Here is a 26,609-nt window from a genome sequence, read left to right as displayed (position 1 = left end):
GACCCGGCGGCCATCGCCTTTCTCCGGCCGCCGGCTCCGCCGCCTGAGAGCTCCCGACTACGCTCCAGCCCCATAGGCGGCGATGGCGGCCATGTTGACAATATCCGAATCCTTTGCCCCCATCGAGGTGATCTGCACCGGCTTGTCGAAGCCGACCAGCAGCGGGCCGATGACGGTGGAGCCGCCGAGTTCCTGCAGCATCTTCGTGGAGATCGACGCAGAGTGGAAGGCCGGCATCACCAGCACGTTGGCAGGCCCGGAGAGGCGGGCGAACGGATACTGGGTCTGCATGATCTTGCGGTTCAACGCCACATCGGCCGCCATTTCGCCGTCGAATTCGAAATTGACATAGCGCCTGTCGAGAATGTTCACCGCTTCGCGCACCCGTTCGGAGCGTTCGCCCGAGGGATGTCCGAAGGTGGAGTAGGCGAGCATGGCGACGCGCGGTTCATAGCCCAAGCGTCGTGCAAAGCCGGCGGCCTCCTCGGCTATATCGGCAAGTTCCTCTGCTGTCGGCATGTCGTGCACGGCGGTGTCGGCGACGATGACCGTGCGGCCTCGGGCAAGCACCAGCGACGCGCCGATGATCCGGTGCCCCGGCTTGGCGTCGATGCAGCGGCGTACGTCGTCGAGCGCGGTCGAATAGTTGCGTGTCACGCCTGTCACCACGCCGTCGGCATCGCCGAGGGCCACCATGCAGGCGGCGAAATGGTTGCGGTCGTTGTGGATCAGACGCGTTACATCGCGGTGCAGATAGCCTCTGCGCTGCAGACGGGCGTAGAGGTAGTCGATATAGGCCTCCACACGCTTGGAAATGCGGGCGTTGACGATCTCGAGGCCAGGCCGGGTAAGATCGATCCCGGCGCGTTCGGCAGTGGCGTGGAGCAGATCCTCGCGGCCGAGCAGGATGGCGGTGCCGAGCCCTTGATTGGCATAGGACAAAGCGGCGCGCATGACCTGCTCTTCTTCAGCCTCGGCGAAGACGATGCGTTTTGGATGCCGGCGCACGCGTTCGTAGAGCTGCGCCAGCGTCGAGGCGATCGGGTCGCGTCGGGCCGAGAGTTCGCGGGCATAGGCGGCCATGTCGGGTATGGCCCGACGGGCGACGCCGCTCTCAATCGCGGCTTGTGCGACGGCGACTGGGATTGCCGAAATCAGGCGCGGATCGAAGGGCACGGGGATGATGTATTGCGCCCCGAAACGTGGTCTCGTGCCCTGATAGGCGGCGACCACATCGTCCGGCACATCTTCGCGTGCTAGGTTGGCCAGGGCCTTCACCGCGGCGATCTTCATCTCATCGTTGATCGTCGAAGCGCGCACATCCAGCGCACCGCGGAAGATATAGGGAAAGCCGAGGACGTTGTTGACCTGATTCGGATAGTCGGAGCGCCCGGTCGCCATGATGGCGTCATCGCGGATGCGGGCGACTTCCTCCGGCGTGATTTCTGGATCGGGATTGGCCATGGCGAAGATGATCGGCCTCTCGGCCATGGAGCGGATCATCTCGGCGGAAAAGGCACCCTTCTGCGACAAGCCGAAAACCACATCGGCGCCTTTCATTGCATCCGCCAGCGTACGGTTGTCGGTTTTCACCGCATGCGCCGATTTCCATTGGTTCATGCCTTCGCTGCGGCCCTGGTAGATCACGCCCTTGGTGTCGCAGAGCACGATGTTGTCAGGGTTGAAACCCATCGCCTTGATCAGCTCGACGCAGGCGATCGCAGCAGCGCCTGCGCCGTTGCAGACGAGCTTGGTGGTCTTGAGGTCGCGACCGGTCAGTTCCAGCGCATTAATCAGGCCGGCGGCGGCGATGATCGCGGTGCCATGCTGGTCGTCGTGGAATACGGGGATATCCATCAGCTCACGCAGGCGCTGTTCGATGATGAAACAGTCAGGAGCCTTGATATCCTCGAGATTGATGCCGCCGAAGGAGGGGCCGAGGTAGCGGACGCAGTTGATGAACTCGTCGACATTTTCGGTATCGATTTCGAGGTCGATCGAATCGACATCGGCAAAGCGCTTGAAGAGAACGGCCTTGCCTTCCATGACCGGCTTGGAGGCCAGTGCTCCGAGATTGCCGAGGCCGAGAATGGCCGTGCCGTTGGAGATGACGGCTACCATGTTGCCGCGGGACGTATAGTCGTAGGCCGTTCCCGGATCGGCGGCGATCGCCTTCACCGGTACGGCGACGCCCGGCGAATAGGCAAGCGAAAGATCGCGCTGGGTCGCCATCGGTTTGGTCGGATTGATTTCAATTTTACCGGGGCGACCTTGCTTGTGGAAGTCGAGCGCTTCCTGATCGGTGACCCCTGTTCCCGGACGCGGCGTGCTGGTTGTATCAGACATGTATCCTCCAAACCTCCTGTGGGCGACCGGTCCCTCTTGCCCGATAGCTGTTGTCTTCTATAGCGGCGCGCGGGTAGGGTGGCACCTCATTTTTTGGGAAAAACTGCACCTCCGTGAACGAACGAATAATTGCCAGCATCGATGCTTTCTCGGCTACCGAGCTTGCCTCGGAAGAAAGTCGCGCTTCGGCCACGCCGATGATGGAGCAATATATTGAGATCAAGGCGAACAATCCCGGTTCGCTGCTATTCTATCGCATGGGCGATTTCTACGAGCTGTTCTTCGAGGACGCCGTTGATGCGTCGCGCGCGCTCGGCATCACGCTCACCAAGCGCGGACAGCATATGGGGCAGGATATTCCCATGTGTGGCGTACCGGTGCATGCCGCCGACGACTATCTGCAGAAGCTGATTTCGCTTGGTTTCCGAGTCGCCGTTTGCGAACAGGTGGAGGACCCGGCGGAGGCGAAGAAGCGCGGCGGCAAGTCGGTGGTCCGGCGCGATGTCGTGCGTCTGGTGACGCCGGGCACGATTACCGAGGAAAAGCTGCTGTCGCCCTCGGAATCCAACTATCTGATGGCGCTCGCCCGCATTCGCGGCGGCGCGGAGCCACAACTGGCGCTCGCCTGGATCGATATTTCGACGGGCGTTTTCCGATTGGCCGAGACGGAAGCCTCCCGGCTGCTCGCCGATATCCTGCGCATTGATCCGCGCGAGCTGATCCTGCCCGACACGATGTTCCACGATCCCGAGCTGAAGCCGGTCCTGGACGTGCTCGGCCGCACCGCCGTGCCGCAACCGGCCGTGCTTTTCGACAGCGCCAGCGCCGAGGGCCGCATTACCAGATATTTTGACGTCTCGACGTTGGACGGTTTCGGCTCTTTCAGCCGCGCCGAGCTTGCCGCCGCCGCTGCCGCCATCGCCTATGTCGAAAGGACCCAGCTTGCCGAGCGACCGCCGCTCGGGCTGCCGGAGCGCGAAAGTGGCGCATCGACGCTGTTCGTCGATCCCGCCACCCGCGCCAATCTCGAACTGGTGCGCACTCTTTCCGGTGACCGCAACGGTTCGCTCCTGAAGGCAATCGACCGCACGGTAACCGGCGGTGGTGCGCGTCTGCTTGCCGAGCGGCTGATGTCACCGCTGACAGACCCGGCGCGCATCAACGAACGGCTGGATTCGATCAGCTTTTTCGCCGAAGAGCCTTCGCTTTGCGGCGATCTCAGGACCGCACTCAAACATGTGCCGGACATGCCTCGTGCGCTCTCGCGTCTGGCGCTTGACCGCGGTGGCCCGCGCGATCTTTGGGCGATCCGCCAAGGGCTTGGCGCAGCTGCCGGCGTTGCCGATCTGCTGGGTGGCGCATTGCTTCCCGAGGAACTGGCGGCGGCACTTGCCGGGCTCCGGGCCTTGCCCGCCGAGCTCGAAGCGCTGCTTGCCGGCATGCTCTCTGATGAATTGCCGCAGTTGAAGCGCGACGGCGGGTTCCTGCGGGAGGGCGCGAATGCCGAGCTGGACGAAGTCCGCGCGCTGCGCGACCAGTCGCGCCGGGTCATTGCCGGACTGCAACTGCAATATGCCGAGGAAACCGGCATCAAATCGCTGAAGATCAAGCACAACAACATCCTCGGGTATTTCATCGAGGTCACGGCCGGCAACGCCGGTCCGATGACCGATACTGCCGAGGCGAAGGCGCGCTTCATCCATCGCCAGACCATGGCCAATGCTATGCGCTTCACCACGACCGAGCTTGCCGATCTTGAAAGCCGCATCGCCAACGCCGCGGACAAGGCGCTGGCGATCGAGCTGGAGGCCTTTGATCGCATGGTGATAGCCGTAGTGGCGGAGGCCGAGGTGGTCAAGGCCGGCGCTCGTGCGCTATCGGTGATCGATGTCGCGGCCGGGCTGGCGTTGCTTGCCGAGGAACAGGGCTATTGCCGGCCGGTGGTCGACGATAGCCGGATGTTTGCGATCGGCGGTGGCCGCCATCCTGTGGTCGAGCAGGCACTGCGCCGGCAAGCCGGCGGCCCCTTCGTCGCCAACAATTGCGACCTATCGCCGACGGCGGATGGCAAGGACGGCGCGATCTGGCTACTGACCGGGCCGAACATGGGCGGTAAATCGACCTTCCTGCGCCAGAATGCGCTGATTGCCATCCTCGCGCAGATGGGGTCCTTCGTGCCCGCCGATTCCGCGCACATTGGCATCGTCGATCGGCTGTTCTCACGGGTCGGTGCTTCGGACGATCTGGCGCGGGGTCGCTCCACCTTCATGGTCGAGATGGTCGAGACGGCGGCGATCCTCAACCAGGCGACCGCCCGGTCGCTGGTCATTCTCGATGAAATCGGCCGTGGTACCGCGACGTTCGACGGTCTCTCGATCGCCTGGGCGGCGGTCGAGCACTTGCACGAGGCCAACAGATGCCGCGGTCTCTTTGCCACTCATTTTCACGAACTGACGGTATTGTCGGAAAAGCTTGGCCGGCTCTCAAATGCCACGATGCGCGTCAAGGAGTGGGACGGTGACGTGATCTTCCTGCACGAGGTTGGGCCGGGTGCTGCCGACCGTTCCTACGGTATTCAGGTGGCGCGGCTCGCCGGCCTGCCGGCTTCGGTGGTGGCGCGTGCCCGCGACGTTCTGACGCGTCTGGAGGATGCCGACCGCAAGAATCCCGCAAGCCAGTTGATCGACGACCTGCCACTTTTCCAGGTCGCGGTCCGCCGCGAGGAAGCGGCCGGCGCGCGAGGGCCGTCCAAGGTCGAGGAGGCGCTGAAGGCGCTCGATCTTGACGACCTGACGCCGCGCGCCGCACTCGATACGCTTTATGAACTGAAGAAGACTCTGAACAAGGCCGGCTGACAACAGGCGATTTCCAAGGATAATCCGATGCATATCGAACATCTTCTCGCCGAGGTCCGCATCCTTGCCGAGCGTTTTTCTCCCATAGCGGCCCGCGGCAAGATCTGCGGCGAGGGCGATCCGCCGGACTGCGAATCCGATCGCGGGCTCCTCAATATCGCCCTGTCCTGCAGCCGGATTTCCGACATCAGCTCAAACATCGCCAAGGCCGGCTATTGGGAATGTGAACGGGAAATGTTGGTGCAGATCGGCGCCCAATCGCGAAATATATTATATAGCATAACCGAACTCAGACGGTCGCTTGAGGCGCCGCAGCCCTAAAACTGCCGATTTCTGCATCAACAGCCGTCATCCTTCGTCTACTTTGGCCCGATAGAAGTCCCGAAGCCACTGATTCGGGAATTTGGCTCAGGCTGAATTATGAGGATTCGGGCGTAGAATGCCTGTGTAAATCGCCGGGCAAAGAGGCTATAGCGCATGCAGACGAAAAGACAGGCGCGCCGGAAATGGGCCGCGGTCAATGAACAGGATCCCGGTCGGCAGAGCATGGTGACGCATGACATCGATTTTTCCGCCATTCTCGACGTCCCCGCGCTGTGGGCGGAATGCGAGACCCTCGCCAAGTGCCATGAGGACAATAAGGACCAGCGCTCCGCTCTTCTTGTTCTGTTGAAGAAGGCAAGCCAGGAGGGCCGCGAAAAGGCGCGCCGCTTGCTCTCCGAAGAAGGCGGCGGGCTCGATTGCGCGTACCGCATTTCCTGGCTGCAGGATCAGATCATTACCGCCCTCTATGACTTCACGGTTCGCCACGTCTATCCGAAGCAGAAGGGCGGCTTTGCCATCACTGCCGTCGGCGGCTATGGCCGTGACACGCTCGCGCCGGGCTCGGATATCGACCTTCTCTTCCTCTTCAAGCCGAAGCCCGCGGAGGAGACCCACAAGGCGGTGGAGTTCATTCTCTACATGCTTTGGGACATGGGCTTGAAGGTCGGCCATGCCACGCGCACGCTTGAAGAATGCATCCGCCAAGCAAAGTCCGATATGACGGTGCGCACCGCCATCCTCGAAACGCGCTATATCTGCGGCAATGAGCCCTTGGCGCGCGAGCTGGAAACGCGTTTCGACAAGGAAATCGTCACCAATACTGGCCCGGAATTCATCGCCGCCAAACTCGCCGAGCGCGACGAACGCCATCGCAAGGCAGGCGACACCCGCTATCTGGTCGAGCCGAACGTCAAGGAAGGCAAGGGCGGTCTGCGCGACCTGCATACGCTGTTCTGGATCTCGAAATATTATTACCATGTCCGCGATGCGGCCGATCTGGTAAAGCTCGGGGTGCTGTCGAAGCAGGAATATCGCCTCTTCCAGAAGGCAGAGGATTTCCTCTGGGCCGTGCGCTGCCATATGCACTTCTTGACCGGCAAGGCTGAGGAGCGGCTGTCCTTCGACATCCAGCGCGAGATTGCCGAGGCGCTTGGCTATCATGCCCGCCCCGGCCTTTCCGCTGTTGAACGCTTCATGAAGCACTACTTCCTTGTCGCCAAGGACGTGGGGGATCTCACGCGCATCCTTTGTGCGGCGCTTGAGGACCAGCAGGCCAAGGCGACGCCGGGGCTGACCGGCGTCATCAGCCGCTTCGCGCATCGCTCGCGCAAGATCCCAGGCACGCTCGAGTTCGTCGAGGACCGTGGCCGCATCGCACTCGCCCATCCCGATGTTTTCAAACGCGACCCGGTGAACCTCATCAGGCTGTTTTTCGTCGCCGACATCAACGGGCTGGAATTTCATCCTGACGCCCTGAAGCGTGTCACCCGTTCGCTGGGGCTGATCGATAACGACCTGCGCGAGAACGAAGAGGCGAACCGCCTGTTCCTGGCCATCCTCACCTCGAAGCGCGATCCGGAGTTGATCCTGCGCCGCATGAACGAGGCCGGCGTGCTCGGCCGCTTCATTCCGGAATTCGGCAAGATCGTCTCGATGATGCAGTTCAATATGTATCATCACTATACGGTCGACGAGCATCTTATCCGCACCGTCGACGTGCTCTCGGAGATCGACAAGGGCAAGGCCGAGGAGATCCATCCGCTGGTCAACAAGCTGATGCCCGGCATTGAAGACCGCGATGCGCTCTACGTCGCTGTGCTGTTGCATGATATCGCCAAGGGCCGGGAAGAGGATCACTCGGATGCCGGCGCCAGGGTGGCGCGCAAGCTCGGCCCCCGTTTCGGCCTGTCGCCGAAGCAGACCGAGCTGGTCGTCTGGTTGATCCAGGAGCACCTGACCATGTCGATGGTGGCTCAGACCCGTGACCTCACCGACCGCAAGACCATCATCGATTTTGCCGACCGGGTGCAGTCGCTCGATCGATTAAAGATGCTGCTGATCTTGACCGTCTGCGACATTCGCGCCGTCGGCCCGGGTGTTTGGAACGGCTGGAAAGGCCAGCTTTTGCGCACGCTCTACTACGAGACCGAATTGCTGCTTGCCGGCGGTTTTTCGGAAGTCTCGCGCAAGGAGCGGGCGGAGGAAGCCGCCAAAGCGCTCGAAAAGGCGCTGGGAGACTGGAGCCAGAAGGAGCGCAAGGCCTATGTCAAGCTGCACTACCAGCCCTATCTCCTGTCTGTGCCGCTGGAAGATCAGATCCGCCATACACAATTCATTCGCCAGACCGATAAATCGGGTCAGGTTCTGGCGACCATGGTGCGCACGGACAGTTTCCACGCCATCACGGAAATTACCGTGCTGTCGCCTGACCATCCGCGCCTCTTGACCGTGATCGCCGGCGCTTGCGCCGCCGCGGGCGCCAATATCGCGGATGCGCAGATTTTCACCACGTCGGACGGTCGTGCGCTGGACACCATCCATGTAAGCCGCGAATTCGCCGACGATGCGGACGAGCTGCGGCGCGCCGCCACCATCGGCAAAATGATCGAAGACGTGCTTGCCGGCCGCAAACGCCTGCCGGAGGTCATAGCCACCCGCACCAAGAACCGCCGCAAGAACAAGGCCTTCGTCATTCCGCCATCGGTGACGATCTCCAACAGCCTGTCGAACAAGTTCACCGTCATCGAGGTCGAATGCCTCGACCGCCCCGGCCTTCTGTCGGAAATCACCGCGGTTCTCTCGGATCTGTCGCTCGACATCCAGTCGGCGCGCATCACCACCTTCGGCGAAAAGGTCATCGACACCTTCTATGTGACCGATCTCGTTGGGCAGAAAATCTCCAATGAAAACAAGCGAGCCAACATCACCGCGCGCCTGAAGGCGGTGATGGCCGGTGAAGAGGACGAGATGCGCGAGCGCATGCCGTCCGGTATCATCGCGCCCGCTGTCACGCGGTCGCCTGCCGTTGAAAAACTTAATACTGAAAAGAAAGCCGGTTCAGCCGCATGAGTCTGGTCAAGAAATTCATCACCGTCGGCGGCGCGACGCTTGGAAGCCGCATCTTCGGGTTCGCCCGCGAAACGCTGATGGCCGCTGCTCTCGGCACGGGACCAATGGCCGACGTATTCTATGCAGCCTTCCGCTTCCCTAACCTGTTCCGTCGCCTGTTTGCCGAGGGTGCCTTCAACGCCGCCTTCGTGCCACTCTTCGCCAAGGAGATCGAGGCGAACGGCATCGATGGCGCCAAGCGTTTTTCCGAAGAGGTCTTCGGCGTCCTCTTTTCCGTGCTGTTCTTGATCAGTGTCGTCATGGAACTGGGAATGCCGCTGATCGTGCGCTGGGTCATCGCTCCCGGCTTCGCCAACGATCCGGAAAAATTCTCGATCACGGTGCGCATGGCCGCTGTGATGTTCCCCTATCTCATGTGCATGTCGCTGACTGCGATGATGAGTGGCATGCTAAATTCGCTGCATCATTTTTTCGCGGCCGCCGTGGCTCCCATCTTCCTCAATGTGGTGATGATTGGCGCTCTGTTTTATTCCCTCTATTTCGGGGCCGCGCCGTTGGAAACCGCCTGGTATCTCTCCTGGGGCGTGCTGGCAGCCGGTATCCTGCAGTTGCTCGTTGTCTATATCGGCGTGCGCTATGCCGGTATCAACATTGGCTTCCGCTGGCCGCGCTTCACGCCGAATGTGAAGCGGCTGCTCATCCTCGCCGTACCTGCCGCCGTCACGGGCGGCATCACGCAAATCAACCAGATGATCGGCCAGGCCATCGCCTCCAGCCGCGAAGGCGCGATCGCCGCCTTGCAATATGCGGACCGCATCTATCAGCTGCCACTCGGCGTCGTTGGCGTCGCGGTCGGCGTCGTGCTGCTGCCCGAACTGGCCCGCGCGCTGAAAGCCGGACATCTCAAGGAGGCCGGCAATCTTCAGAATCGTTCCATCGAGTTCGTGCTGTTCCTGACCTTACCAGCAGCCATGGCCCTTTGGGTGCTGTCGGACGACATCATCCGCGTGCTCTACGAGCGCCGCGCCTTCCATCAGGAAAATACCCTCCTCGTCGGCTCAATCCTGGCCATCTATGGCCTCGGCCTGCCCGCTTTCGTGCTGATCAAGGCCCTGCAGCCGGGCTTCTACGCTCGCGAGGACACCAGGACGCCGATGCGCTTTTCCGGTATCGCGGTGGCGATCAACTGCGCCACCGCCCTCAGCCTCTTCCCCTATTTCGGCGCGCCGGGTATCGCGGTCGCCGAGGCGACCGCCGGCTGGATCAGCACCGTGCTGCTGTTCACGACGCTGCTGCGACGCGGCCATCTCGTCTGGGAATGGGGGCTCGCTCGCCGCGCCGTTATGTTGCTGATCTCTGCCGGGGTGATGACAGCGCTGATCGTCTATCTGCAGCATCGCTGGCAGCCTTGGCTTGCCTCCGGCGCGTCGTTATTGACCAAGGTCGCCACCCTCGGCCTGCTGATCGGAATTTCTATGGTGGTTTACTTCGCAGTCGCCTTCCTCATCGGCGGCGCCGACCTCGGCATGATCCGCCGCAATATCAACCGCAAGCCTGCAGCGACTGCAGCTACCGACGCAAAAGCGGTGAATGGGGAGTAACCAAGCACCTTTGCCCCGCTCCTGAGCTTGCAGAAAGGGCGGGGAGAAGGAACGATTCTTCCAAAGGCGGAGCTTATTCATGCCCCAATCCCTTATCCTCGTAACCCTCGTCGTCGACGATTACGACCGCGCCAAGGCCTTCTATTGCGATTGTCTCGGCTTCGAGTGCTTGTCTGACCAAGTGCAGCCGGAGGGCAAGCGGTGGGTTGTCATTAAGCCAAAGGGTGGAGAGGGAGCGACATTGCTTCTGGCCCAGGCTACTGGCGAAAGCCAGCGCGCTGCCATTGGCAATCAGACCGGCGGGCGTGTCGGTTTCTTTCTCAAGACCGACGATTTTTCCCGCGATTACGCGGCGATGATTGCCAAAGGCGTGCGTTTTTTGGAGGAGCCGCGCCATGAAGTTTACGGTACGGTAGCCGTGTTTGCCGACCTTTACGGCAACACCTGGGATTTGATCCAGCATTCTTCTTGAGAGGCATGGATATCCTCTTGATCCCTGGCTGTCTGCCGTGCATAAGCCGGCCGAACACCAGGGGTCGAGCGCAAGCTCGCCCGGGCCCTCCACAAGCCTTTTGAGGTAGACATGACCGAATTCAAGCCGCTCGTATTCTCCGGCGTTCAGCCGACCGGCAATCTCCATCTCGGCAATTATCTTGGCGCGATCCGCAAGTTCGTGGCGCTACAGGCAAATAATGACTGCATCTACTGCGTCGTCGACATGCATGCGTTGACGGCTCAGCTCGTGCATGAGGACATGCCGGGCCAGATCCGTTCGATCACGGCCGCCTTCCTCGCCGCCGGCATCGATCCGGAAAAGCACATCGTCTTCAACCAGTCCGCCGTGCCGCAGCATGCCGAACTTGCCTGGATCTTCAACTGTGTCGCCCGCATCGGTTGGATGAACCGCATGACGCAGTTCAAGGACAAGGCCGGCAAGGACCGCGAGCAGGCCTCCCTCGGCCTCTACGCCTATCCGAGCCTGATGGCTGCCGACATTCTCGTCTACCGTGCCACACACGTGCCCGTCGGCGACGACCAGAAACAGCATCTCGAGCTGACCCGTGACATCGCCATGAAGTTCAACATGGACTACATGGAGCACATTCGTCGTTCGGGCTATGGCATCGACATCACCATCGGCGACGAGCCGGTGCATGCTTATTTCCCGATGGTCGAGCCGCTGATCGACGGTCCGGCGCCGCGCGTCATGTCGCTCCGCGATGGCACCAAGAAGATGTCGAAGTCGGATGCCTCAGATTTGTCGCGCATCAATCTGCTCGACGACGAAGAGAATATCTCGAAGAAGATCCGCAAGGCCAAGACCGATCCGGACGGATTGCCGAGCGAGATTGCCGGCCTCGCAGGCCGCCCGGAGGCCGACAACCTCGTCGGTATCTATGCCGCCCTTGCCGACAAATCGAAGTCGGACGTTCTTGCGGCATTCGGCGGCCAGCAGTTCTCGGTCTTCAAGCCGGCGCTGGTCGATCTGGCCGTGCATGTCCTCTCGCCGATCACCGGCGAAATGCGCCGCCTAATGGCCGATCCCGGCCATATCGACACTCTTCTGCGCGATGGAAGTGCCCGTGCCCGGGCCCGGGCCGAAGTGACTATGAAGCAGGTCCGCGATATTATCGGCTTTATCTATTGACTATCTTATGAAAGCAGCCCCCGTATGAAACGGGGGCTTGCAAAACGCCCCGGTCAAGTGTCAGACTTGGCTCATGGTATCAAAACGTCTCTCACGCCTCGAAGGTCATCGCCGCAAGTTCATGGCGGTTATCGACGGCACTCCTGAATGCCAGCGTGCCGTCCACTATGCTGGTCGGCGCGCCAAGAATTCCAATGGCGGCCTGGTGCTCCTCTTTGTGATCCCCGAAGGTGATTTCCAGCAATGGCTGGGTGTCGAGGAGATCATGCGGGCCGAAGCGCGCGAGGAGGCCGAGGCGGCAACGGCCAAGGCGGCGCAGATCGTGCGTGAAAATATCGGCATCGATCCGGAGATCGTCATTCGCGAAGGGGCGGCCGCCGAACAGATCAATGCGGTGATCGAGGAAGACCGGGATATTGCGCTTCTCGTTCTTGCAGCCGGCTCGGCCAAGGAAGGACCGGGACCGCTGGTGTCTTCGATTGCCGGACGTGCCGCAGCCTTTCCGATCCCCGTGACGGTGCTGCCGGATACGCTGACGAACGAGGAAATCGACGCCCTCAGTTGAGTTCTTTTGGGCTATTTCTTGAGAATCAGTCTCTTGAATAGAGCGGCCAAAAAGCCTATTTTCTTTTGAAATATTCTAAAGTCGGATAGTGCTGAAGCGGTATGGGCTCGGTCCGCCGCATGGAGATCAAGATGTTCATTCAAACCGAAGCGACGCCAAACCCGGCAACCCTGAAGTTCCTGCCGGGCAAGGTAGTCATGGAAAGCGGAACAGCTGAATTCCGCAGCGCGGAGGAAGCGGAAGTGTCGCCGCTCGCCGCTCGCATCTTCGAGATTCCCGGCGTCAGCGGCGTCTATTTCGGTTACGACTTCATCTCTGTCTCCAAGGAAGGACAGGAGTGGCAGCATCTGAAGCCGGCCATCCTCGGTTCGATCATGGAGCATTTCATGTCCGGCAAGCCGGTCATGGGCGAAAGCTCGGTGCTCTCCGAAGTGCAGGATGCTGGTGGTGAGTTCTTCGATGCAGATGACGAATCGATCGTGCTGACGATCAAGGAATTGCTTGAAACCCGCGTTCGTCCGGCCGTTGCCCAGGATGGCGGCGACATCACCTTCCGCGGCTTTCGTGACGGCAAGGTCTACCTCAATATGAAGGGATCGTGCTCCGGCTGCCCGTCGTCCACGGCAACGCTGAAGCATGGCATACAAAATCTGCTGCGCCATTTCGTCCCGGAAGTGCAGGAAGTCGAAGCCGTTTAAGCATGATCCCAAAAAATGCACAGCGGTTTTTGGATAGGATTATGCAAGAACGAGACGCTGGCGCATTGGGACGTTCGAAGACAAGTCAACCGCGCTCCGAGCGCGGCTTTTCGGAAAAGTTGTGATGATCGTACTGGCGCTCGACACGGCAGGTGTGGATTGCGCTGCTGCTGTGTATGATAGCGGCAGTGATTCTGTGATTGGGGAGGTCACGGAAACGATTGGGCGGGGACATGCTGAACATTTGATGGCTGTTGTCGACCGGGCGCTGGCGGAAGCCGAAATAGCGCTCGCGGCGGTGGAACGCGTGGTCGTGACCATCGGTCCCGGCTCCTTCACAGGCATCCGCATCGGCGTCGCCGCTGCCCGCGGTTTCGCGCTCTCCCTGAACGTTCCCGCTGTCGGCGTCACGACCCTTGAGGTCATGGCTGCTGCCGCACGGGAAACGAATCCGGGTAAATCGGTTCTGGCGGCCATCGACGCCAAGCGCGAGGAGATCTATCTCCAGTCGTTCGATGTCGATGGCCATTCGTTGGATGAGCCGCGCGCCGTAACGATCGACGAAGCGCGTGCAATCGCCGATGCTTTCGACGGCGTCCCCACCGGCTCGGCTGTTGCTCGGCTCAGCGGCTCGCCGCCCTCGGCGCGGCCTGATGCTTTTCCGATTGCCACCGTCGCCCGGCTGGGCGCTGCCAAATCTGTCAGCGAAAAGCCGAAGCCGCTTTATCTTCGCGGACCCGACGCCAGACCGCAGGCAGGGTACGCAGTCGCCAGGGTATGACTATGCTCGAATCCTATCTCACCCTGAAAGCCGAATACGAGATCGTTCCGATGCAGTTGCGGGATTGCGTCGAGGTGGCGGCGCTGCATGGCGAACGTTTTTCGCGCGTTTGGGACGAGAGCGAGTTTCAAAATCTTCTGTCGCAGGACACGACCTTCGGCTTTGTCGCCCGCCAGACCAACGCGATCTTGAAGAAGCCGCTTCCAGGCTTCGTACTGGCACGGCATGCCGCGGGCGAGGCGGAAATCCTGACGGTTGCCGTTAATGCCAAGCTTAGCCGTACCGGCCTCGGCTGGCGCCTAATGCAGGCGGCGTTGCGCGAGGCGCGCAACCGCGGCGGCGAAACCATGTTTCTCGAGGTCGACGGCGCCAACCAGCCGGCCCTCGGTCTCTACCGCAAGCTCGGCTTTGAGAAGGTCGGCGAGCGCAAGGCTTATTATGTCGATGAAAGCGGCGCGAAATCGACGGCGCTTGTCATGCGCCGTGTTCTTCGCTAGTCCGTTGTTCTAGACGAATAGACCGAAGACCTTATACAATGAGCGATCCCGTAAAATCCCTCGAGGAGCTTTGTACCGAGCGCGGTATGCGCATGACCGAGCAGCGACGGGTTATTGCGCGCATCATTGAGAGTTCGGAGGATCATCCGGATGTCGAGGAGTTGCACCGCCGCTCCGTCAAGGTCGATGCGAAAATCTCGATTTCGACCGTCTACCGCACTGTAAAGCTTTTCGAGGATGCCGGAATCATCGCTCGCCATGACTTCCGTGACGGGCGTTCGCGTTACGAGACCGTGCCGGAAGAGCATCATGATCACCTGATCGATCTGAAGAGCGGCGAAGTGATCGAATTTCACTCGCCGGAGATCGAGGCGCTGCAGGAGCGCATCGCCCGCGAACACGGTTTCAAGCTCGTCGACCATCGGCTGGAGCTCTACGGTATCCCGCTCAAGAAGGACGAACGCTGAGGTGGCGGCGGTCGTGCGGGAGCGAATGACTTGGTGACCTGGCTGCGAGTGGCCTGTGCTCTCATCGTTATCTGCACCGTCAGCGCGGTCATGCTGCCGCTGCAGATTCTCTGCCTGCGCTTTGATTGGAAGCTTAGGCGTTATCTGCCGCGTTATTGGCATCGCATCATCTGCTATTGCCTCGGCATTCGCGTCAATGTCATCGGAGCGGTCGAACAGCGCCGGCCACTGATGCTGGCCGTGAACCACGCCTCCTGGCTTGATATTCTCGTGCTGTCCTCCATTGCCGACGTCGCTTTCATCGCCAAGGCGGAAGTGCGCGATTGGCCGATTTTCGGTCTTCTCGCTCGGTGGCAAAAGAGCGTGTTCGTCGTACGCGAGCAAAAGCGCAAAACGGGCGATCAGGTGAACGAGATCGCTGAGCGCATGGCCGACGGCGAAATCATGGTCTTGTTCCCGGAAGGCACGACATCGGACGGCAACCGACTGCTGGAGGTCAAATCCTCATTGTTCGGCGCGGCGGCGGCGGCACTGCCAAAAGCACCGGATGCCGTCGTTCACGTCCAGCCGGTCGCTGTCGCCTATACGCGCGTCCACGGCATCGCCATGGGCCGCTACTATCGTCCCCTGGCAGCCTGGCCAGGCGATATAAAGTTGATGCCGCATCTCAAGGGCATTTTCGGCTGCGGGGCGATCGATGTCGATGTCTGCTTCGGCGAGGCGGTGGATTATCGTGCGGATACCAACCGCAAAGAGGTCAGCGCCACCGTCACGAGACGCATCCGCACCATGCTGGCCAGCCGGTTGCTTGGCCGCGAGATCGCCTGATATTCAAGCGATGTTAACTTTTCCATTTTCTCCGGAAGCAAAAGTCACTACATAGCGGCCATGAACAAGGACAGTGCACTTCCCGATGCCCCGCAGCCCGATACATTAGAGATTGGTCTTCGCGATGGCTCCATCAGCCGTAAGGTCTTCATCAAGACCTATGGCTGCCAGATGAATGTCTACGACTCGGCGCGGATGAGCGACGCGCTTGCCCGCGATGGCTATGAGCCGACCGAGGACATGGAAGAAGCCGATCTCGTCCTGCTGAACACCTGTCATATCCGCGAGAAGGCTGCCGAAAAGGTCTATTCCGCGCTCGGGCGCCTGCGCGAGATGAAGAAGCGCAAGGCCGCTGACGGCCGCGATATGATGATCGGCGTCACCGGCTGTGTCGCCCAGGCGGAAGGTGAGGAAATTCTCCGCCGCGCGCCGGCCGTGGATGTAGTTATCGGCCCGCAGACCTATCATCGCCTGCCGGTCGCGTTGCGTCGGGCCAAGGAAGGCCAGCGCGTTGTCGATACGGAATATGCGATCGAGGATAAGTTCGAACATCTGCCGATCGCCGAGGCAACGAAGATCCGCGCCCGCGGCGTCACGGCCTTCCTGACGGTGCAGGAGGGCTGCGACAAGTTCTGCACTTTCTGCGTCGTGCCCTATACGCGCGGTTCCGAAGTCTCCCGTCCGGTCGCCCAGATCGTCGAAGAGGCTCAGAAACTTGTGGATGGAGGCGTACGCGAAATCACCCTGCTCGGCCAGAATGTCAACGCCTGGCATGGAACCGGACCGGCGGGCGAAGCCTGGAGCCTCGGCGATTTGCTCTATAGGCTCGCTGAAATTCCGAATCTCGCTCGGCTGCGATACACCACCAGCCACCCGCGCGACATGGACGACCGGCTGATATCGGCCCATCGCGATCTGCGCACGTTGATGCCCTATCTGCACCTGCCGGTTCAGTCCGGCTCCGATCGCATTCTCAAGGCGATGAATCGGCGGCATACAGCTGCGGAATATCTTGCTCTAATCGAAAAAATCCGCGCCGCACGGCCAGATATCGCCCTTTCGGGTGATTTCATTGTGGGTTTCCCGGGGGAGACAGAGCAGGATTTTGCGGATACACTTCGGTTGGTAGAGGAGGTGAACTATGCGCAAGCCTTCTCGTTCAAATATTCGACACGCCCTGGAACGCCCGGTGCGGAATTGAAGGGCCAGGTGCCGGAAGAGATCAAGGCGGAACGGTTGGAACGGTTGCAGGCGCTGCTTTTGAAGCAGCAGCACGCGTTCGCAGATGCTTGTGTCGGCAAGGTGGTCGATATCCTACTGGAAAAGCCGGGCCGCATGCCGGGTCAGTTGATTGGCCGATCCCCCTGGCTGCAATCTGTGAATCTTGATGCAAAAGCATCGCAAATCGGTGACATTATCAATGTACGAATCATCGGAACCAGCACGAACAGCCTTTTTGCTGAGTTGCTTTAGGTTCCGGACGAGGCAAAGGAGCCGGACCGCTTGAACGGACAGGAATTGGTTTCTTCTTCATCGCGCCAGCCACGCACCGCGAGCGACGCCAATCACTTCATCCTGACGTTCGAGAACAATCGGTTCGCCAGCGAACTTTTCGGACAGTTCGATCAGAACTTGAAGCTGCTCGAGGAGCGCCTTGGCATCGACGCGCGTGCCCGCGGCAATTCCGTTCTCATCACTGGCGATGTGCTGGCCACCAATCAGGCGCGCCGCACTCTCGACTATCTGTATGATAAGCTGCAGAAAGGCGGGCATGTGGAGCGCTCCGACGTGGAAGGCGCAATCCGCATGGCGGTTGCCGCCGATGACCAACTGACGCTGCCGACCATGGAGAAAAAAGCCAAGCTGACGATGGCGCAGATTTCGACGCGCAAGAAGACGATCATCGCGCGCACGCCGACTCAGGACGCCTACATCAGGGCGATGGATCGTTCCGAAATGGTTTTCGGCGTGGGTCCGGCCGGTACCGGCAAGACCTATCTCGCGGTCGCCCATGCCGCCCAGCTTCTGGAGCGAGGCGCGGTCGAGAAGATCATCCTGTCGCGCCCAGCCGTCGAAGCCGGCGAGCGTCTCGGCTTCCTGCCCGGCGACATGAAGGAGAAGGTCGATCCCTATCTTCGTCCGCTCTATGACGCGCTCTACGATATGATGCCGGGCGACAAGGTCGAACGCGCCATCACCGCCGGCGTCATCGAGATCGCCCCGCTTGCCTTCATGCGCGGCCGTACGCTTGCCAACGCCGCCGTCATCCTCGACGAGGCGCAGAACACGACCTCGATGCAGATGAAGATGTTCCTGACACGTCTCGGCGAGAATTCACGCATGATCATCACCGGCGATCCCAGCCAGATCGACCTGCCGCGCGGCGTCAAATCCGGGCTGGTGGAAGCCCTGCAACTCCTCAACGGCGTTGAAGGGATCACCATCGTCCGCTTCAAGGACACGGACGTCGTCCGCCATCCGCTGGTGGCGCGCATCGTCAGGGCTTACGACTCGAACTATGCCGCTCCCGTTGAGGGCAGCGAGGCCGATCCGCAGATCTGATGGCCGAACTCGATATAGAGATCAGCGTCGAGGAGGGCGATTGGCCCTCCGAGGAAGAGTTGCAGGCTCTGGCCGAGCGCGTGCTGGGCGCGGCCGCAATTTATCTTGAGAGAAATGAGAAGCAGCCTTTTCCGAAAATGGCGCCGGAATTGTCGCTGGTCTTTACCGACGATGCCGCGATCCGTGAGATCAATGCCGAATGGCGTGATCAGGACAAGGCGACTAACGTACTGTCTTTCCCCGCTTTTCCGCTGGTCCCCGGCGGTAAACCCGGCCCGATGCTCGGCGACATCATTATCGCCAAAGAGACTGTGGAGCGGGAAGCCGTCGAGCTGGAAAAGAGTTTTGATGATCATCTGACCCATTTGATGGTGCATGGTTTCTTGCATCTCTTCGGCTACGACCATATGAATAATAGCGAAGCCGAAAGAATGGAGGGGCTGGAGACTCGCATTTTGGCGGGGCTTGGCCTATCTGATCCCTATGCGGGGCAGGATCCCATTTGACTTGAACCCTGTCTGATCAGGAACAATGAGCGACTTTACGACAAGACCGGCCGCCGAGGCCAAAGATGGTGCTGAAACCGCCTCCTCCTCTGATGAGGCAGGCAGTAGTAGCAGCAAGCGATCACATTCTTCCTTCTGGGCCCGTGCTGCGCGCATTCTGCGCCCAGCTCAAGGATCAGCGCGCCTGCGCGAGGATCTGGCCGATGCGTTGATGACCAGCGCCAGCGATGATGATGCGTTCTCGCCCGACGAGCGGGCTATGCTGCATAACATCCTCCGCTTCCGCGAGGTGCGCGTCGAGGACGTCATGGTGCCGCGCGCCGATATCGAGGCGGTTGATCAGAACATCACCATCGGCGAATTGATGATCTTGTTCGAGGAGAGCGGCCGTTCACGCATGCCGGTCTATGCCGATACGCTCGATGATCCGCGCGGCATGGTGCATATCCGCGATCTCCTGTCCTACGTCGCCAAGCAGGCGCGCAACAAGCGCCGCGGCAGCAATGGCAAGGCGTCTGCAGCCGCTGCGGCGTCCGCGTCGGCTGCGGGTTCGGCTGAAAAGCCGCCGCGCTCGGCCAAGCCGAATTTTGACCTTTCGCGCGTCGACTTGCAGAAGACATTGGCCGAAGCCGGCATCATTCGAAAAATCCTGTTCGTGCCGCCTTCCATGCTGGCATCCGATCTGCTCCGCCGCATGCAGGTCAACCGTACGCAGATGGCGCTCGTCATCGACGAATATGGTGGCACCGACGGTCTCGCCTCGCATGAGGATATCGTTGAAATGGTTGTCGGCGACATTGACGACGAACATGACGACGAAGAAGTCATGTTCAAGCGCGTCTCCGAAGACGTTTTCGTCGCAGATGCCCGCGTTGAGCTTGAGGAGATCGCGGCCGCCATCGGCCCGGATTTCGACATCAGCGAGCAGGTGGACGAAGTGGACACGCTCGGCGGCTTGATCTTCTCAGCGCTCAGCCGCATCCCGGTACGCGGTGAGCTCGTCCAGGCGCTCCCGGGCTTCGAATTCCATATTCTCGATGCCGATCCGCGCCGCATCAAACGGGTGCGCATCACTCGCAAGCGTCATGCCTTGCGCCGCCGCCCGACCAAGTCAGAAGGCGAAGGGGGCACGCTAGAGCGTGACTTGCCTTCACCGGATACGCTGCCGGACGAGCCCGCGGCCGAACAGAACACCGCCAGCCAATGAATGGCGCTTCGACAGGACAAATCGCTGCTTTTTTGAAAGACTGCGGCCAATTGATTCGCAGTTTGGACGGAGCGCGCGCATGGAACGGCTTTCGGGCAGGGTAATCCTCGTCTGGGGTTTCAAGCGCGCATTTCTTGCCATCCTGGCGGGATCCATCGGTGTCCTCGCGCTGCCGCCCTTCGGCTTCTTCGCAGCGATGTTCATCTCCTTCACGCTGCTTGTCTGGTTGCTGGATGGTACTGCCGCCGGTCCCGATAGCGGTTTTCTTGGCCGTCTCTGGCCGGCTTTTGCCATCGGCTGGCTGTTCGGCTTCGGTTATTTCGTCGCCGGTCTCTGGTGGCTCGGCCATGCGCTTCTGATCGACGCCGATCAATTTGCCTGGGCGCTGCCGCTGGCGATTCTCGGCCTGCCGGCCTTTCTGGCGATCTTTTACGGTGTGGCTACAGTGTTAGCCCGCCTGCTCTGGTCCGATGGCGTGGGGCGTATTGCCGCACTCGCCTTCTCCTTTGGACTGCTGGAATGGGTGCGCAGCTTCCTTTTTACTGGCTTTCCCTGGAATGCGATCGGCTATGGCGCCATGCCGATACCGCTGATGATGCAGTCCGCCCATGTGATCGGCGTGCTCGGCGTCACCGTGCTTGCCGTTTTTGTCTTTGCCGCTCCGGCGCTGCTCGGAACACGTCAAGGTCGGGTGCCGGGGATCGGGCTCGCCGTGTTCATCGCCGCCGTTCATTTCGGTTATGGCTATTACGCGCTCCACCTCCCGGAACCACCGGCGGGCAAGAAGACGGCGCCAGTGCTGCGCATCGTCCAGCCCGCGATTGATCAGGAAGCCAAGATGGATACGGATGCCGATCGCGCTGCCATCTTCGACAAGCATCTCTCGCTTTCGGTCCAGCCACCGGTCAATGGCGGTAAACGGCCCGACATCATCGTCTGGCCGGAAACCGCTATCCCCTTCATTTTGACGGATAATCAGGACGCACTGACCCGCATTGCCGACCAGCTCGACGACGACCAGATCCTGATCACCGGTGCGGTGCGCGTCGAGGATATGGGGCCTGGTCTCGAGCCGCGTTATTACAATTCGATTTATGTCATCGACGGGCGAGGCCAAATTATCGGTGCCACCGATAAAACCCATCTCGTGCCTTTCGGCGAGTACGTGCCCTTCGAAAACATCCTCGGCTATCTCGGAATTCAGAATGTCATCGAGCTGCCCGGCGGCTTTTCAGCCGCCGCCACCCGGCAGTTGCTGACGCTGCCGAGCGGCATCAAACTCTATCCACTGATCTGCTACGAGATCATCTTTCCGAACGAAATGACAACGGAAATCCGGCAGGCTGACGCTATTCTAAACGTTACGAACGATGCATGGTTTGGTGATACGCCGGGACCCTATCAGCATTTCCTGCAGGCGCGGGTGAGGGCTGTCGAACAGGGGCTGCCGCTGATTCGCAGCGCGAATACAGGGATCTCCGCCTATGTCGACGCTCACGGACGTTTGATTTCCGGAATTGACTTTAGTCAGCAAGGATTCGTAGACGCCACTTTGAGTGGCGCAACCGTATCGCGTATCGACGATAGCGTACGAAAAGCATACTTCTGGTTGATCGTGTGGGTGGTCGGTATAATCGCTGTGATTTCACGCATGGGTTTTATTTCAAGGGCGAATTGACCAAAAAACCCTAAAATTGCATAGTGGTTGCTGTCCGCCTTTTGAACGTAAACTAGATACCGAGTGGGCGTCGGCTGCAACGTGGCGTTATAGGGGTGGTTAAGGGCACCGGATGGCAGGACCTGAATTCAACCTATGTTAGGGCTATATGATGATTGAGAACAAAAAAAAGCCGAACCCTATCGACATCCATGTCGGTAGCCGTATCCGCCTCCGCCGCACCATGCTGGGCATGAGTCAGGAGAAGCTCGGTGAGAGTCTCGGAATCACTTTCCAGCAGATTCAAAAATATGAGAAGGGTACCAACCGCGTTGGCGCCAGCCGTCTTCAGAATATTTCCAGTATTCTTAACGTTCCCGTTTCCTTCTTCTTCGAGGATGCTCCCGGTGAGCACGCGACCACCGCGGGCGGCATGGCCGAGGCCTCCAGCTCCAACTACGTGGTCGACTTTCTTTCATCCTCCGAGGGGCTGCAGCTCAACCGCGCGTTCGTGAAGATTTCCGACGGCAAGGTCCGCCGCAAGGTGGTGGAACTCGTCAAGGCGCTCGCAGCCGAAGCCGACGCCGAATAAGCGTCTCAAGACTGCGCTGCGGCGTCAAAGTTGAAAGGCGGTCATTTTGGCCGCCTTTTGCATGTCTATGGCAAAATTTTATCACTTTGGGTGGGATATAAAGATATATTTATGTCCTTCTGCGACTTGTTTTTCGGGCCTGACGCGAATATCAAAAGCGGAGTTTGTTCTTTGAGGGGAATCCCACATGCGCGCGAATTATCTGTTTACCAGTGAGTCTGTTGCCGAAGGTCACCCGGATAAAGTCTGTGACCGCATCTCTGACGAAATCGTCGATCTGGTCTACCGCGAAGCGGCAAAGACCGGCGTCAATCCCTGGGGCGTGCGCATTGCCTGCGAGACCCTTGCCACCACCAACCGCGTCGTCATCGCCGGCGAAGTTCGTCTGCCGCCGAGCCTGATGAAGAAGGACAAGGACGGCAAAGACGTCATCAATCCATCGAAATTCAAGGCCGCGGCCCGCCGCGCCATCAAGGATATCGGCTACGAGCAGGACGGCTTCCACTGGAAGAAGGCGCGCATCGACGTGCTTCTGCATTCGCAGTCGGCCGACATTGCGCAGGGCGTTGACAGCGCCGCTGACCAGCAGGGTGACGAGGGCGCCGGCGACCAGGGCATCATGTTCGGCTACGCCTGCCGCGAAACGCCGGACCTCATGCCGGCGCCGATCTACTACTCGCACAAGATCCTGCAGTTGCTTGCGGCCGCCCGCAAGAAGGGCGACGGCGAGGTCGCCAAGCTTGGTCCGGACGCCAAGAGCCAGGTGACCGTTCGCTACGTCGATGGCAAGCCGCACGAGGTGACCTCGATCGTACTGTCCACCCAGCATCTCGATGACAGCTGGGATTCGAACAAGGTTCGTGCCGTCGTTGAACCCTATATCCGCGAAGCTCTCGGCGACTTGAAAATCGCGGCCGACTGCAATTGGTATATCAACCCCACCGGCAAGTTCGTCATCGGCGGTCCGGATGGTGACGCGGGCCTCACCGGTCGCAAGATCATCGTCGACACCTACGGCGGCGCTGCACCGCACGGCGGCGGCGCCTTCTCGGGCAAGGACACGACCAAGGTCGACCGTTCCGCCGCCTATGCTGCGCGCTATCTCGCCAAGAACGTCGTTGCCGCTGCTCTCGCAGACCGTTGCACGATCCAGCTCTCCTATGCCATCGGCGTTGCCCAGCCGCTGTCGATCTATGTCGACCTGCATGGCACCGGCAAGGGCGTCAGCGAAGACCAGATCGAGGCGGCGATCCGCAAGAACATGGACCTGTCGCCGACCGGCATCCGCCGCCATCTCGACCTCAACAAGCCGATCTACGCGAAGACTTCGGCTTACGGTCATTTCGGCCGCAAGGCGGGCCGTGACGGCTCGTTCTCCTGGGAGCGCACGGACCTGGTCAAGGCGCTCAAGGAAGCCGTAAAGACCCGGGAAGCTGCATGACCGATACGGAGCGCCGGTCGCGGGCGACGGAAGCATTCTTCGGCCGGCGCAAGGGAAAGGCCTTGCGTGGCCAACAGGCCGAAAGGCTGGAAGCGCTACTGCCACGATTTCTTGTGGACCTCTCCGCACCGGCGCCTCGGCCGCTGAATGCGCTATTTCCGGTGCCGACCGAACGTCTGCGCCTGGAAATAGGCTTCGGCGGCGGCGAGCACCTTATCCATCGGGCGTTGGAATATCCGGCGACGGGCTTCATTGGCGTTGAGCCTTTCGTCAATTCCATGCAGAAGCTGCTCGCCCGGATCGACGAGACCGGCGCGCGCAACATCCGCGTCTATAACGACGATGCTACGCAATTGCTGGATTGGCTGCCGGAGGCCTGCCTCGACCACATCGATCTGCTCTATCCCGATCCATGGCCGAAGAAAAAGCACTGGAAGCGCCGTTTCGTTTCACAGGTGAACCTCGATCGCTTCCACCGCGTCCTGAAACCAGACGCTCTGTTCTGCTTCGCCTCCGATATCGATACCTATGTCAACTGGACGCTGCAGCATTGCCAGGCTCATGGCGGCTTCGAATGGATGGCGGAAAACGCCGCCGACTGGCTGACACCCTACGAGGGTTGGCCGAGCACACGCTATGAGGCGAAGGCGCGGCGTGAAGGACGGCCCTCGGCCTATCTGACGTTCAAGAGGATTTGAGTGGCCGTTCGCTCACTGTGATCGGGTTGCAATGCCGGCTGGTGCCGTAGGCGCGTGGCGCGGACGATTGCCGATTTCGCATTCTCACGTCCGGCAATCGGGTGTGATCCGGCTGCGACAGCCGCAATTGGCTGTCTTGATCAATTCAGGGCGCGCAGCAATTAAGCAACCGTAAAAGAGCTAAACTGAAGGCCAATTCGGCTTCTCAATGTAGGCTGACCGTCTTCAGCTCGTCCTCGGCTGCCTTATAGAACGTGCTGGACCGATTGTCGGTCAGAAGGATCGGGGTGCCGTCGGCGCCGAAGAGCGCCCAGAGGTCGACGTTCGGATCGATTTCCGGGGCCTCCGGGAAGCAACGGGAAACTTCGTCCGAATGCATTTTCCTGACATAGGCAACCTCGCCGGAACCAATATCGGCGAATTCCGATTGGGTCAGGCGGGCAGTGGCTTCTCGCAATAGCATATTCGTACCTCCAGTGTGAGGGACCAGCGGCAATCTGCCGTTGTCTTACTGTGAGACCGAAATGTTAATTTTCTTTACCATGCGGTCCGCTTCCGGCCGAATGAGATCGACCGAGAGCAGGCCGTTCTTCAGCACGGCGCCAAGCACCTGCATGCCGTCGGCCAAAACGAAGACGCGCTGAAATTGGCGGGCCGCAATGCCACGATAGAGATAATCGCGTTCCTCATGCTCCACCTGTCGCCCGCGGATCAAAAGCTGATTTTCTTCCGTGGTGATGTCGAGCTCGTTTTCCGAGAAGCCGGCAACCGCAAGCGTAATGCGCAGGCGCTCGGGCTCGCCCGACACCCGGTCGGCGCGCATGCGTTCGATATTGTAAGGGGGATAGCCGTCACTGGCCTTGGAAATCCGCTCCAGCGTTTTTTCCATGGTATCAAAGCCCAAAAGCAGTGGGCTGGCAAAGGGAGTCGTCCGGCTCATCGTCTCAAGTCCTTGGTAGCAAGCGACCTCTCCGGACCTGATCTTTCAGCATCCGGTTACACATAATATGGGAACATGGGCAGAGGAGTGCAAGAAGGTAGTGCTTTCGCATTTGCGAGATTGAGGTCCTGCGAAAGTGTCAATTGTGGTGCCGCATGCGCTGCTTGACAAAGCTCAATCGGGCTCGCATCAAGACTGCGGATCTGCACCCGAGGAAAGCCACTGACATGACAGAGCCCAGAAAAATTATCATCGATACCGATCCCGGCCAAGACGACGCCGCCGCGATTTTGCTCGCCTTCGGGAGCCGCGAGGAGATCGACGTGCTCGGCATCACCGCGGTTGCCGGCAATGTGCCGCTACGGCTGACGAGCCGCAATGCCCGCATCGTCTGTGAGCTCTGCAATCGCCGTGATGTGAAGGTCTTCGCCGGCGCCGAAGCGCCGCTCAAGCGCAAGCTGGTCACCGCCGAACATGTCCACGGCAAGACCGGCCTCGACGGCCCTGACCTGCCGGCGCCGACGATGGACCTTCAGCCTGGCCATGCTGTCGATTTCATCATCGAGACCCTGCGTAACGAGCCGGCGGGCGCGGTCACGCTTTGCACGCTCGGCCCGCTCACCAATATTGCGCTCGCCTTCCAGAAGGCGCCCGAGATCGTCGCCCGTGTCCGCGAGCTGGTGATGATGGGCGGCGGCTTTTTCGAGGGCGGCAACATCACGCCGGCCGCCGAGTTCAATATTTATGTCGACCCAGAGGCTGCCGATATCGTCTTGCGCTCCGGTGTGCCTATCGTCATGATGCCGCTCGACGTCACCCATCAACTTTTGACCCGCAAGGATCGCGTGGCGAGCATCGCCGCAATCGGCTCCGCCCCCGCCAAGGCCATGGTCGAGATGCTGGAATTCTTCGAGCGCTTCGACATCGAAAAATACGGCTCAGATGGCGGTCCGCTGCACGACCCGACCGTCATTGCCTATCTGCTGAAGCCGGAATTGTTCAAGGGCCGCGATTGCAACGTCGAGATTGAGGTGACGTCCGAACTTACCGTTGGCATGACTGTCGTCGATTGGTGGCACGTTACCGACCGTAAGCACAACGCCAAGGTCATGCGTTTCGTCGACGCCGACGGCTTCTTCGCGCTGCTGACCGAGCGTTTTGCGCGCATCTGACGTTTGCGCTTTAGCTTAAAAATGGAGAGGCCGCCGGATTGCTCCGGCGGCCTTTATGTTGGTGCGTCCAGCATGGGCGCATTCTTGTGGGTGGAAGTCCCACCGTGAGCTGGTCATGGCGAGCGAAGAGAAGCGCAACTGCGGAAGGGCGACCG

At 60.3% G+C, this 26,609-nt stretch carries 24 protein-coding genes; 21 read left to right on the top strand and 3 right to left on the bottom strand.

From position 1 onward, the window contains the following. Positions 1-57 precede the first annotated feature (57 nt). On the bottom strand, positions 58-2,346 hold the full coding sequence (locus PY650_RS03045; RefSeq protein WP_285877592.1) for an NADP-dependent malic enzyme: 2,289 nt from the start codon (positions 2,344-2,346) through the stop codon (positions 58-60). A gap of 197 nt (positions 2,347-2,543) precedes the next feature. Here PY650_RS03045 and mutS point away from each other — a divergent pair, with 197 nt between their 5' ends. From mutS to trmB, 20 genes are all read left to right on the top strand, one after another. After that, positions 2,544-5,201 carry a DNA mismatch repair protein MutS gene (gene mutS, locus PY650_RS03040; protein ID WP_285877752.1) on the top strand — a complete coding sequence of 886 codons (2,658 nt, stop codon included), beginning with the start codon at positions 2,544-2,546 and terminating at the stop codon, positions 5,199-5,201. Between the two features lie 27 nt (positions 5,202-5,228). After that, a complete protein-coding gene (locus tag PY650_RS03035; protein ID WP_285877591.1) occupies positions 5,229-5,522 on the top strand; it encodes a hypothetical protein in 294 nt (97 codons plus the stop codon). Between the two features lie 156 nt (positions 5,523-5,678). After that, positions 5,679-8,594 carry a [protein-PII] uridylyltransferase gene (locus PY650_RS03030; protein WP_285877590.1) on the top strand — a complete coding sequence of 972 codons (2,916 nt, stop codon included), beginning with the start codon at positions 5,679-5,681 and terminating at the stop codon, positions 8,592-8,594. Next, entirely contained in the window at positions 8,591-10,195 is a 1,605-nt protein-coding gene (gene murJ, locus PY650_RS03025) for a murein biosynthesis integral membrane protein MurJ (RefSeq protein WP_285877589.1), read from the top strand. Before PY650_RS03030 ends, murJ begins: the two co-directional genes overlap by 4 nt. A gap of 79 nt (positions 10,196-10,274) precedes the next feature. Beyond that, a complete protein-coding gene (locus PY650_RS03020; protein ID WP_285877588.1) occupies positions 10,275-10,667 on the top strand; it encodes a VOC family protein in 393 nt (130 codons plus the stop codon). Between the two features lie 111 nt (positions 10,668-10,778). Beyond that, a complete protein-coding gene (gene trpS, locus PY650_RS03015; protein WP_285877587.1) occupies positions 10,779-11,843 on the top strand; it encodes a tryptophan--tRNA ligase in 1,065 nt (354 codons plus the stop codon). 73 nt (positions 11,844-11,916) lie between these two features. After that, entirely contained in the window at positions 11,917-12,408 is a 492-nt protein-coding gene (locus tag PY650_RS03010; RefSeq protein WP_104821831.1) for a universal stress protein, read from the top strand. Between the two features lie 131 nt (positions 12,409-12,539). Beyond that, a complete protein-coding gene (locus PY650_RS03005; protein ID WP_285867997.1) occupies positions 12,540-13,106 on the top strand; it encodes a NifU family protein in 567 nt (188 codons plus the stop codon). Between the two features lie 124 nt (positions 13,107-13,230). After that, a complete protein-coding gene (tsaB, locus tag PY650_RS03000) occupies positions 13,231-13,887 on the top strand; it encodes a tRNA (adenosine(37)-N6)-threonylcarbamoyltransferase complex dimerization subunit type 1 TsaB (protein WP_285877586.1) in 657 nt (218 codons plus the stop codon). Positions 13,888-13,889: 2 nt separating this feature from the next. Further along, entirely contained in the window at positions 13,890-14,384 is a 495-nt protein-coding gene (locus PY650_RS02995; RefSeq protein WP_285877585.1) for a GNAT family N-acetyltransferase, read from the top strand. A gap of 38 nt (positions 14,385-14,422) precedes the next feature. Next, positions 14,423-14,851: a Fur family transcriptional regulator gene (locus tag PY650_RS02990; protein ID WP_285877584.1), complete on the top strand. Its 429-nt coding sequence runs from the start codon at positions 14,423-14,425 to the stop codon at positions 14,849-14,851. Between the two features lie 30 nt (positions 14,852-14,881). Further along, positions 14,882-15,679, top strand: coding sequence for a lyso-ornithine lipid O-acyltransferase (gene olsA, locus PY650_RS02985; RefSeq protein ID WP_285877583.1), 798 nt, complete (start codon positions 14,882-14,884; stop codon positions 15,677-15,679). 60 nt (positions 15,680-15,739) lie between these two features. After that, the gene (gene miaB, locus PY650_RS02980; protein WP_285877582.1) at positions 15,740-17,152 is read left to right on the top strand and encodes a tRNA (N6-isopentenyl adenosine(37)-C2)-methylthiotransferase MiaB; all 1,413 of its coding nucleotides are present in this window, start codon (positions 15,740-15,742) and stop codon (positions 17,150-17,152) included. Between the two features lie 30 nt (positions 17,153-17,182). Further along, positions 17,183-18,241 (top strand): PhoH family protein, encoded by a 1,059-nt coding sequence (locus tag PY650_RS02975; RefSeq protein ID WP_285877581.1) that lies wholly within the window; start codon positions 17,183-17,185, stop codon positions 18,239-18,241. Beyond that, positions 18,241-18,747, top strand: coding sequence for an rRNA maturation RNase YbeY (ybeY, locus tag PY650_RS02970; protein WP_285877580.1), 507 nt, complete (start codon positions 18,241-18,243; stop codon positions 18,745-18,747). The genes PY650_RS02975 and ybeY overlap by 1 nt, the downstream gene beginning before the upstream one ends. A gap of 25 nt (positions 18,748-18,772) precedes the next feature. Continuing rightward, positions 18,773-19,954, top strand: a complete 1,182-nt coding sequence (locus PY650_RS02965; RefSeq protein ID WP_285877579.1) for a hemolysin family protein — start codon at positions 18,773-18,775, stop codon at positions 19,952-19,954. Positions 19,955-20,033: 79 nt separating this feature from the next. Continuing rightward, positions 20,034-21,632 carry an apolipoprotein N-acyltransferase gene (lnt, locus tag PY650_RS02960; protein WP_285877578.1) on the top strand — a complete coding sequence of 533 codons (1,599 nt, stop codon included), beginning with the start codon at positions 20,034-20,036 and terminating at the stop codon, positions 21,630-21,632. Positions 21,633-21,783: 151 nt separating this feature from the next. After that, positions 21,784-22,203 (top strand): helix-turn-helix domain-containing protein, encoded by a 420-nt coding sequence (locus tag PY650_RS02955; protein ID WP_120706223.1) that lies wholly within the window; start codon positions 21,784-21,786, stop codon positions 22,201-22,203. A 187-nt stretch (positions 22,204-22,390) separates the two neighbouring features. Further along, positions 22,391-23,644 carry a methionine adenosyltransferase gene (gene metK, locus PY650_RS02950; RefSeq protein ID WP_285877577.1) on the top strand — a complete coding sequence of 418 codons (1,254 nt, stop codon included), beginning with the start codon at positions 22,391-22,393 and terminating at the stop codon, positions 23,642-23,644. Then, a complete protein-coding gene (gene trmB / locus PY650_RS02945; RefSeq protein WP_285877576.1) occupies positions 23,641-24,342 on the top strand; it encodes a tRNA (guanine(46)-N(7))-methyltransferase TrmB in 702 nt (233 codons plus the stop codon). Before metK ends, trmB begins: the two co-directional genes overlap by 4 nt. A gap of 205 nt (positions 24,343-24,547) precedes the next feature. Here trmB and PY650_RS02940 read toward each other — a convergent pair whose 3' ends face one another. Further along, positions 24,548-24,805 (bottom strand): BQ00720 family protein, encoded by a 258-nt coding sequence (locus PY650_RS02940; RefSeq protein WP_285877575.1) that lies wholly within the window; start codon positions 24,803-24,805, stop codon positions 24,548-24,550. Positions 24,806-24,850: 45 nt separating this feature from the next. Then, on the bottom strand, positions 24,851-25,282 hold the full coding sequence (locus PY650_RS02935) for an Hsp20 family protein (protein WP_285877574.1): 432 nt from the start codon (positions 25,280-25,282) through the stop codon (positions 24,851-24,853). A gap of 227 nt (positions 25,283-25,509) precedes the next feature. Between PY650_RS02935 and PY650_RS02930 the strand changes: the two genes are divergently transcribed. After that, positions 25,510-26,454, top strand: a complete 945-nt coding sequence (locus PY650_RS02930) for a nucleoside hydrolase (protein ID WP_285877573.1) — start codon at positions 25,510-25,512, stop codon at positions 26,452-26,454. Positions 26,455-26,609 lie beyond the last annotated feature (155 nt).

Source organism: Martinezella calliandrae (genome assembly GCF_030272695.1).
Lineage (GTDB): Bacteria > Pseudomonadota > Alphaproteobacteria > Rhizobiales > Rhizobiaceae > Rhizobium > Rhizobium calliandrae.
This window is presented reverse-complemented; position numbering and strand designations above follow the sequence as displayed.

Excerpts from the sequence above, each read along its gene's own strand:
- PY650_RS02935 (WP_285877574.1), bottom strand. The coding sequence starts at position 25,282 with ATGAGCCGGACGACTCCCTTTGCCAGCCCACTGCTTTTGGGCTTTGAT.
- trpS (WP_285877587.1), top strand. The coding sequence starts at position 10,779 with ATGACCGAATTCAAGCCGCTCGTATTCTCCGGCGTTCAGCCGACCGGC.
- PY650_RS02965 (WP_285877579.1), top strand. The coding sequence starts at position 18,773 with ATGAGCGACTTTACGACAAGACCGGCCGCCGAGGCCAAAGATGGTGCT.
- PY650_RS02990 (WP_285877584.1), top strand. The coding sequence starts at position 14,423 with ATGAGCGATCCCGTAAAATCCCTCGAGGAGCTTTGTACCGAGCGCGGT.
- lnt (WP_285877578.1), top strand. The coding sequence starts at position 20,034 with ATGGAACGGCTTTCGGGCAGGGTAATCCTCGTCTGGGGTTTCAAGCGC.
- mutS (WP_285877752.1), top strand. The coding sequence starts at position 2,544 with ATGATGGAGCAATATATTGAGATCAAGGCGAACAATCCCGGTTCGCTG.
- PY650_RS03035 (WP_285877591.1), top strand. The coding sequence starts at position 5,229 with ATGCATATCGAACATCTTCTCGCCGAGGTCCGCATCCTTGCCGAGCGT.
- PY650_RS02995 (WP_285877585.1), top strand. The coding sequence starts at position 13,890 with ATGCTCGAATCCTATCTCACCCTGAAAGCCGAATACGAGATCGTTCCG.
- PY650_RS03045 (WP_285877592.1), bottom strand. The coding sequence starts at position 2,346 with ATGTCTGATACAACCAGCACGCCGCGTCCGGGAACAGGGGTCACCGAT.
- PY650_RS03005 (WP_285867997.1), top strand. The coding sequence starts at position 12,540 with ATGTTCATTCAAACCGAAGCGACGCCAAACCCGGCAACCCTGAAGTTC.
- PY650_RS03010 (WP_104821831.1), top strand. The coding sequence starts at position 11,917 with ATGGTATCAAAACGTCTCTCACGCCTCGAAGGTCATCGCCGCAAGTTC.
- ybeY (WP_285877580.1), top strand. The coding sequence starts at position 18,241 with ATGGCCGAACTCGATATAGAGATCAGCGTCGAGGAGGGCGATTGGCCC.
- PY650_RS02940 (WP_285877575.1), bottom strand. The coding sequence starts at position 24,805 with ATGCTATTGCGAGAAGCCACTGCCCGCCTGACCCAATCGGAATTCGCC.
- tsaB (WP_285877586.1), top strand. The coding sequence starts at position 13,231 with ATGATCGTACTGGCGCTCGACACGGCAGGTGTGGATTGCGCTGCTGCT.
- PY650_RS03020 (WP_285877588.1), top strand. The coding sequence starts at position 10,275 with ATGCCCCAATCCCTTATCCTCGTAACCCTCGTCGTCGACGATTACGAC.
- trmB (WP_285877576.1), top strand. The coding sequence starts at position 23,641 with ATGACCGATACGGAGCGCCGGTCGCGGGCGACGGAAGCATTCTTCGGC.
- PY650_RS03030 (WP_285877590.1), top strand. The coding sequence starts at position 5,679 with ATGCAGACGAAAAGACAGGCGCGCCGGAAATGGGCCGCGGTCAATGAA.
- PY650_RS02955 (WP_120706223.1), top strand. The coding sequence starts at position 21,784 with ATGATTGAGAACAAAAAAAAGCCGAACCCTATCGACATCCATGTCGGT.
- metK (WP_285877577.1), top strand. The coding sequence starts at position 22,391 with ATGCGCGCGAATTATCTGTTTACCAGTGAGTCTGTTGCCGAAGGTCAC.
- PY650_RS02930 (WP_285877573.1), top strand. The coding sequence starts at position 25,510 with ATGACAGAGCCCAGAAAAATTATCATCGATACCGATCCCGGCCAAGAC.
- murJ (WP_285877589.1), top strand. The coding sequence starts at position 8,591 with ATGAGTCTGGTCAAGAAATTCATCACCGTCGGCGGCGCGACGCTTGGA.
- miaB (WP_285877582.1), top strand. The coding sequence starts at position 15,740 with ATGAACAAGGACAGTGCACTTCCCGATGCCCCGCAGCCCGATACATTA.